General features: G+C 72.2%; 8 protein-coding genes. 4 read left to right on the forward strand and 4 right to left on the reverse strand.

Annotation, left to right across the window (positions count from 1 at the left end):
* Positions 1–276: 276 nt before the first annotated feature.
* The gene (locus FGW31_RS13290) at positions 277–1,173 is read right to left on the reverse strand and encodes a LysR family transcriptional regulator (RefSeq protein ID WP_142193633.1); all 897 of its coding nucleotides are present in this window, start codon (positions 1,171–1,173) and stop codon (positions 277–279) included.
* Positions 1,174–1,254: 81 nt separating this feature from the next.
* Here FGW31_RS13290 and FGW31_RS13295 point away from each other — a divergent pair, with 81 nt between their 5' ends.
* The 4 genes from FGW31_RS13295 (at position 1,255) to FGW31_RS13310 (ending at position 4,125) form a co-directional block, all read left to right on the forward strand.
* Complete coding sequence (locus tag FGW31_RS13295; RefSeq protein WP_142193634.1) at positions 1,255–1,935, forward strand: MOSC domain-containing protein; 681 nt, start codon at positions 1,255–1,257, stop codon at positions 1,933–1,935.
* Between the two features lie 51 nt (positions 1,936–1,986).
* Positions 1,987–2,760, forward strand: coding sequence for an SDR family NAD(P)-dependent oxidoreductase (locus FGW31_RS13300; RefSeq protein ID WP_142193635.1), 774 nt, complete (start codon positions 1,987–1,989; stop codon positions 2,758–2,760).
* Between the two features lie 101 nt (positions 2,761–2,861).
* Positions 2,862–3,569, forward strand: a complete 708-nt coding sequence (locus tag FGW31_RS13305; protein ID WP_142193636.1) for an ester cyclase — start codon at positions 2,862–2,864, stop codon at positions 3,567–3,569.
* 82 nt (positions 3,570–3,651) lie between these two features.
* Positions 3,652–4,125 (forward strand): hypothetical protein, encoded by a 474-nt coding sequence (locus FGW31_RS13310; protein WP_142193637.1) that lies wholly within the window; start codon positions 3,652–3,654, stop codon positions 4,123–4,125.
* A gap of 21 nt (positions 4,126–4,146) precedes the next feature.
* Here FGW31_RS13310 and FGW31_RS13315 read toward each other — a convergent pair whose 3' ends face one another.
* The 3 genes from FGW31_RS13315 to FGW31_RS13325 all read right to left on the reverse strand — a co-directional run bounded on the left by FGW31_RS13315 (position 4,147) and on the right by FGW31_RS13325 (position 6,938).
* Positions 4,147–5,220, reverse strand: coding sequence for a hypothetical protein (locus FGW31_RS13315; protein WP_142193638.1), 1,074 nt, complete (start codon positions 5,218–5,220; stop codon positions 4,147–4,149).
* A 61-nt stretch (positions 5,221–5,281) separates the two neighbouring features.
* On the reverse strand, positions 5,282–5,737 hold the full coding sequence (locus FGW31_RS13320) for an ALF repeat-containing protein (protein ID WP_142193639.1): 456 nt from the start codon (positions 5,735–5,737) through the stop codon (positions 5,282–5,284).
* Between the two features lie 142 nt (positions 5,738–5,879).
* A complete protein-coding gene (locus FGW31_RS13325) occupies positions 5,880–6,938 on the reverse strand; it encodes a hypothetical protein (protein WP_142193640.1) in 1,059 nt (352 codons plus the stop codon).
* Positions 6,939–7,083 lie beyond the last annotated feature (145 nt).

Here is a 7,083-nt window from a genome sequence, read left to right on the forward strand (position 1 = left end):
GACGCCCGGCACGGCCGCGCACCGGCAGACCACCGCCGAGCAGCCCGCCCTCTCGACCGAACACCCCCGAGCAGCCCACCCTCTCGACAGACCACCGCCGAGCAGCCCACCCTCCCGACGGACCACCGCCGAGCAGCCCACCCTCCCGACGGACCACCGCCGAGCAGGTCACCCCTCGACAGACCACCCCCGAGCAGTCCACCCCCTCGACAGACCGTCGCCGGGCAGTCCACCCCTCGACAGACCACCGCCGAGCAGGTCACCGGCCCCGGCAGCTCACCGTCCGGCAGTTGTGGCGAGCTTCTCCAGCGTCGCGCTGACCGCGGGCACCTGCGCGAGGTCGGGGAGGGTGAGCGCGACGATCTCCCGCCGTACCGCCGGCTCCAGTGCCACCGTGCGCACGCCCCGGGGCCGTACCGACTCGACGGCCAGCTGGGGCAGGACCGCGACCCCCAGGCCGGCGCCGACCAGTCCGACGACCGCCGGATAGTCGTCGGTGGCGAAGTCGATGCGCGGGGTGAAGCCGGCCGTTTCGCACACCTCGACCAACTGGCCGCGGCAGCGCGGGCAGCCCGCGATCCACGGCTCTTCCGCGAGTTCACCGATGGCCACGGACTCCGCGCGCGCGAGCCGGTGCCGCTCCGGCACCAGCCCCACCAGCCGGTCCGTCAGCAGCGGCCGTACGACGAGGTCGTCCCACTCCTCGGCGCCCGCCGCCCCCTCATAACGGAACGCGAGGGCCACGTCGCAGTCGCCCTCGCGCAGCATCTCCACGGAGCGGGGCGGCTCGGCCTCCTCCAGGGAGACCTGGGTGCCCGGGTGGGCCTCGCGCAGTGCGGCGAGGGCCGTCGGGACGAGGGTGGAGCTGCCGCTGGGGAAGGAGACGAGGCGGACCCGGCCCGCGCGCAGCCCGGCGATGGCGGCGACCTCCTCCTCGGCGGCGGTCAGTCCGGCGAGGATTCCCGTGGCGTGCCGGACCAGGGCCTCTCCGGCCTGGGTCAGGCGCATCTCGCGGCCGCTGCGGATGAGCAGGGGCGTGCCGACGGACGCCTCCAGCGCCTTCATCTGCTGGCTGACGGCGGGCTGGGTGCAGCCCAGTTCGCGGGCGGCCGCGGAGAAGGAACCGGTGGTGGCCACGGCGCGCAGCACGCGGAGATGACGGGCTTCGATCACACACGCAAGGATAAGCCGTCCTTTGACCGGGTGGCGAATAATGCGTCGACGCTTTGATCTCCATCGCCTACCGTGCGAGGCATGAAGCTTCTGTCTGTGAACCTGGGGAGCGCCCGGGCCGTGCCGTACACGGACCATCGCGACGGTGTGAGCGGGATCGACAAGCGGCCGGTGGACGGTCCGGTGCGGGTGGCGGCGCCGGGGCCCAAGGGGTTCGGTGCGAGCGGGCTGGAGGGGGACGCCGTGTGCGAGACGCGGCACCACGGCGGCGACGAGCAGGCGGTGTACGCCATGGCGCGCGAGGACCTCGACGAGTGGGAGCGCACGCTGGGGCGGACGCTGGCGAACGGCTCGTTCGGCGAGAACCTCACCACCACGGGGATCGACGTGTCCGGCGCGTTGATCGGTGAGCGCTGGGCCGTCGGGGACGAGGTGCTGCTGGAGATCACCTCCGGGCGCATCCCGTGTCGCACGTTCCAGGGCCACATGGGTGAGAAGGGCTGGGTGAAGCGGTTCACGCAGCGGGCCGCGCCGGGGGCGTATCTGCGGGTGATCCGGCCCGGGGCGATACGCGCGGGGGATCCGGTGCGGATCGTGCACCGGCCGGACCACGAGGTGACGGTCGCGCTGCAGTTCCGCGCGGTGACGACGGAGCGGACGCTGCTGCCCCGGTTGCTGGAGGCGGGCGAGGCGCTGCATTCGGAGGCGCTGGCGGTGGCACGGGCGTACGTGGAGAAGTACGGGACGGGCTCGGCGGTCTGACGGCCCGGTACGCAGGCCGGAGCCTCTGGTCCGGGTAACTACTCTTGCGCCATGACAACGGCTCTGATTACGGGATCGACGGCTGGGATCGGTGCCGCGTTCGCGCGGCGGCTGGCGGCCGACGGACACGACCTGGTGCTGGTGGCCCGCGACACCGGCCGGCTGCGCGAACAGGCCACCGAGCTGCACGACCGCCACGGCATCGAGGCGGAGGTGCTGACCGCCGACCTGGCCGACGACAAGGGCATCGAGTCGGTGGCCGAACGGCTCGGTGACCGCAAGAACCCCGTCGACCTGCTGGTCAACAACGCCGGCTTCGGCAACAAGGGCCGTTACCTCGACGTCTCCATGGCCGACGAGCTGAGGATGCTCAAGGTGCACTGCGAGGCGGTGCTCCGGCTGACGTCGGCGGCGGCCGAGGCGATGCGGGAACGCGGCCGCGGAGGTGTCGTGAACGTCGCCTCGGTGGCGGCGTTCGTGCCGCGCGGCACGTACGGGGCGTCCAAGGCGTGGGTCGTGCAGTTCACGCAGGGCGCGGCCCGGGACCTCGCGGACAGCGGCGTACGGCTGATGGCGCTGTGCCCCGGCTTCGTGCGCACGGAGTTCCACCAGCGGGCCGGGATGGGGACGGACAACATCCCGAAGTGGATGTGGCTCGACGCGGACAAGGTCGCGGCGGAGGCGCTCGCGGACCTGGCCCGGGGCAAGTCGGTGTCGATCCCGGATCCCCGCTACAAGGCGCTGATGGGCGCGGCGAAGCTGGTCCCGCGGGGGCTGCTGGGCGGGCTCTCCTCACGTACGGGACGCAAGTACGGGCCGCAGTGACGGTGTGAGGGCGGCCCCGGGCCCACAGCGGGCCGGAGCCCGCGCCGCGGAGGAAAATGGGTGCTGACAGGACCCGGACCAGGGGGGCCGGAGGTGGCGTCATGACCTTCGTACAGCTCATCGACTGCAGGACCAGCCGGTTCGAGGAAATGGACCGGCTCATGGACCAGTGGGTCGAGCAGACCAGGGGGAAGCGGACGGCGACGCACGCGGTGGTCGGCAAGGACCGCTCGGACGCGGCGCACGTCGTGGAGATCGTGGAGTTCCCGTCGTACGAGGAGGCGATGCGCAACTCGCAGCTCCCGGAGACCGACCGGATCTTCCGGCAGATGGTGGCGCTCTGCGACGAGATGCCCACCTTCACCGACCTGGACGTGGCGCGGGACGCCCAGCTGAACACGGACGCCGCGCGGCGGTTCTTCGAGGTGCTGGCCACCGAGGACGATCTGTCGCCGATGACGGGCCTGGTCGAGGAGCACTACCACGACCACGATCCGGCGAACGAGCAGGACGTCATCGGACTCGACCACCTGCGGCGCGAGATGGACGTGTGGCGCGGCGGCTTCGACTTCTCGGTCCGCATCGAGGACCAGATCGCCCAGGGGGACCGGGTGTGCACCCGGTGGAGCTGGGAGGGGACCCACAAGGGCGACTTCCTCGGCATCCCGCCGACGGGCAGGAAGGTCTCCATGACCGGCACGACCATCTTCCGCTTCGGCACCAACGGCAAGATCGTCGAGGGCTGGTGGCAGTACGACCGCCTCGGCCTGATGACCCAACTGGGCGCACTGGAACCGACGGAACTCTGAACCGGCGCCGGGCGCGACGAGAAGGACCTTGACTGCGCTCCAAACAGGCTTATACCAGACATATGAGCCAAAGGAGCACACCATGGCAAGGCACGGTGTCATTGCCGCCCTGACGGCAGTGATTGCGGTCGGCGGCCTGGCCCTCGGCGGTTGCACCACCGAGGACGACAGCTCCCCCTCGGCCCCGACCGAGGACACACGCGTCGAAGAGCGGCAGCAGACGGACGACGCAACCGAGCGGCAGCAGGAAAAACGGACCGAAGCGGAGGGTGACGAACGCGACGACCTCGTCAGCTTCAAGATCGATGACCGTTCACAGGCCGGCTTCGAGGACATCTGGGTCACCTGGACCATCAAGAACCAGAGTTCGGAGAAGTCCGACTACACGTGGGAGTGGGAGGCTGTCGGAGCCGACGGCACCCGCCTGTACAACTCCACCGAGCTCGCCACCAACGTGCAGCCCGGGCAGATCGCGACGGGCGAGTCCCCCACCACCCTCAAGACGGCCGACGTGAAGATCAACATCACGGATTTCGAGCGCACGAAGGCATGGTGAGGTCGGGGGTGTCTCTCCGGCTCAGGTGTGCCGGAGAGGCGCCTGCGTCCAGCGGTTGAGTGTGTCGGTCGTGTCGTCGTACGTGAGCCAGGTTCCGTCGCCGAGGGGGCGGACGTAGCTGTCGACGGGGCCCGCCGGGTAGGTCACCGTCCCGCGTATGCGCAGGGTGTCGGCGTCGAGCAGCCAGTGGCGGGCGTGTTCCAGGTCCTCGTCGGAGTCGACCGTGGTGGCGATGACGGTGTCGGCGTCGACGAAGCCGCAGGAGTAGTCCCAGCAGGGCGGGTCCTCGTCGTCGGCCGGCTCGGGCTCCTGTTCGGCGATCACGGTGCCGTCGAGGGCGTGCAGGCGCAGGTCCGCTCCGTAGTGTTCGACCGTCAGGAAGCCGGGGCGGTCCTCGTGGACGTCCACGAGGATGCGGTCCAGGCCCTCGTTCAGGTCCCAGCTCGTCAGCTTCTCGCCGTCCCAGCGTGCCCAGTGCAGCAGGATGCCGTCCTGGCCCATGCCGATGCTCAGCCCCATGTGGACGCCGTCCGGGTGGGAGAGGTGGTGCGAACCGGCCGCCGCGCTGTCCAGCGGCAGCCACGCCACCTCCCTTCCGTTCCGGGCGTCCAGGACGACCCAGCGTTCCTGCCAGCCGCCCGGCTCCGGTTCGGCCACGACGTGCGCCCACACGAGCCGGCCGTCGTCCGAGACCCGGCAGGATCCGTGCTCCAGACCGCGGCACACTTCCTGCTCGTCCCCCGTGTGCGGGTGGTCCAGCTCGGGGCCCCAGCAGCCGTGCCGGTACTCCCAGAGCGTCTCCCCGCCCGCGCTCATGGCCCGTACCGAGCGCTGTCCGGAGAACACCGCGAACGTGCCGTCGGGGCTCACCGAGTGGACACCGTGCTCCCACCGGGGCCAGGGAAGGGGGAAGACGGCCGTCGGCGCGCGTTCCCCCGCGAACAGCTCGCGCAGGTCGTAGACCTCCAGCTCGTGGCCGTTGCGCAGGAGGGCGCGGCGCGGGCCGTCCCCTCGGCCCTCGAACGCGAAGCCGTTGACCAGCGCGCCCCCACCCGGCAGCGTCACCGAGTCGCGCAGTTGTGCGGTGATCGACATGCCCCGAAGGTAAAGGACGCCACTGACATCGCGGAGGCGGTGGCCCTCGTGACCAATACAGCTAGCCGTTGATCTCGTACTGGCCGACCGACAGGAACCAGCGCATCTCCTCGGGGTCGCCGGTTCGCAGGGTCCGGTAGGCGGCCTCGCGCACCTCGGGAGTCGTCTCGGGCCTGGACATGAGCTGGACGAGGGCGACGCGGTCGTCCTGGGCCTGCGCGAGGCGGTAGCCGGTGTCGAGGAACGCGCGCATGTCGTCGACGGTGCCGTTCAGGGCCTCCCGGCCCTTGGTCTTCACTTCCGAACCGGCGTACGGCAGGGACATGAGCTGGACGATGGCGACCCTGAGGTCGCTCGGGTCGTCCGTGGCCCAGGCCGTGGACGCGGAGGAGGCGGTGGAGGCCGAGGCGGTGGCCCGCTCGGCGGCCAGGGCGGGTGCGGCCAGGGCGGGTGCGGCGAGGGCGAGGGTGGTGGCGGCGATCACGGCCACGGCCAGCGCCGTGCGAGGCGTTCTCATCGCGAACTCCCTTTGCTGGATGATCATTTGAGGCGTTCCGACGGTAGGTCGGCTTTGGGGCCGTGTCACCCGCTTTTCCTGGCGCAGGCAGGACTGTGGGTCCCGGGCAGCGCGACGGTCCGCCCGGGCCGCGGTGCGCCGCCTAGTCGCCGCCGCCTCCCCCGCCGCCGCCTCCGTCGCCGCCACCCCCGTCGCCGCCGCCACCGCCACCGCCGCCGTCGCCGGCGTCCCCGCCGTCGCTGCCCCAGCCGTCGCCGCCGCCGGGCTCGTTGTCGTCGCGGCCGGTGCCGAGGTTGCTGAACCAGGGGCCGTCCCAGGGCTCCGTCTCGCGGGAGCGGCGGGCGGTGCGGAACCTGGCCAGGCCGGTGGTGTCGCCGAGACCGAAGGAGACGGCGACCGCGTGGGCCATGACGGCGTCCAGCGGGTCGGGGCTCTCGTGACGCACGGCCGCCAGCGGCAGCAGCAGGGTGCCGGGCGCGGGCGTCGAGCGCCGCGGCGGACGGGTCAGATGCGCGACCCGTCGGTCGTCGCGGAGCAGCCACGAGCTCATCGCGGTGTCGCGCCGCAGCGTCCACTGCCGGTCGGGCAGGTGTATCTCGACGCTGCTCTTGGACTTGCGGAGCTTCTTCTGCAGGACGAGCCGCGCGGTGACGTCACCGACGGTCATGAGCAGGCCCTGGTCCGGGGCGGTGGAGTCGTCCCGGAGGCCGTACGGCGCCCTGAGCCGCACGGCGGGGGCGTGCGGACCCCAGACGTCCACGCGCACCAGGCGCCGGTCCACGGCGACGGCCACCGGTCCGGCGGGGCCCGGCGCGTACCGGCGCGCCATCCACAGCGGTACGCCCTCGGCGTGCGCCCGCGCGGCGAGGGCGGCGACCTGGTCGGGCCCGCCGCACCGGCGTACCGCCAGTTCGCCCAGTGCGCGGGCGAAGTCGGCGGCCCGGCGCGCCTTCAGGGGCACGGTGCTGCCGGTCACGCGGGTGACCGGGACGATGCCGGGGCCCTGCGGCAGCCGGTCCAGGGGGCGTTCGGTGCCGCCGCCGCCGAGCCAGCAGCCGCGCAGGTAGGCATCGGCCATGGCGCCGAGGTTCAGCTCGTCGAGCGGTGTGGTCCGGCCGCCTCTGCGCAGCCGGCCCTCGCTGAGTTCCACGGTCCGCGCCAACGGGTTGCGTGACCGTTCCCCGTAGAGCACCTGGCTCATCGCCGTCCCCCTTTCCATGCCGTTCGGTTCTCATGGAAAGGTCGCGCGCACCGGTGCCGGCGGTTCCGCGACCGGCCGATGTGCCGCGGTGGACGGCGGCGGGTACGGCGAAGGGCCCGGGCCCCCCCCCCGGGGGGGGGGCGCG

Source organism: Streptomyces calvus, assembly GCF_006782915.1.
Classification (GTDB): domain Bacteria; phylum Actinomycetota; class Actinomycetes; order Streptomycetales; family Streptomycetaceae; genus Streptomyces; species Streptomyces calvus.